Below are 379 nucleotides of genomic sequence, written 5' to 3' on the forward strand. Positions count from 1 at the left end.
CTCACGGTGCTGCTCGCGGTCGCGCGGCGTCTCCTGCTCGAAGGGGGTCTGCGGCGCGAACACCCAGAACAGCCCGTACGCCAGCACGCCCGCGCCGCCCGCTGCGGCCAGCAGCACGAACGCCAGCCGGACGTAGAGCACGTCGACCCCGAGGTGGTCGGCCAGCCCGCGTGCGACGCCCGCCAGCACCCGGCCGTCGCTGCTGCGGTACAGCCGCGGCGGCGCGGTCGGTGGCGCGTCCTGGGAGGTGCTCACCACCTGATCCTCCCTCCTGAGCGGTCCCGGCGGCATCAGGTGGGAGCCGGAGGGACAGTCAGGGTGCGACCAGGGTGCTCCCAGGGCTGTCACCTGATGGCAGGAGCCTCGCCGACGGCCACGA

Annotated in this window: 1 protein-coding gene; it reads right to left on the reverse strand. The window is 74.1% G+C overall.

The features are described 5' to 3' along the window. The coding region (locus I6F37_RS45255; protein WP_225155165.1) for a PspC domain-containing protein at nt 1–255 on the reverse strand (255 nt) is incomplete at its 3' end. Nucleotides 256–379 lie beyond the last annotated feature (124 nt).

The organism is Bradyrhizobium sp. NBAIM08 (genome assembly GCF_020193935.1).
In the GTDB taxonomy this organism is placed as follows: domain Bacteria; phylum Pseudomonadota; class Alphaproteobacteria; order Rhizobiales; family Xanthobacteraceae; genus Bradyrhizobium; species Bradyrhizobium yuanmingense.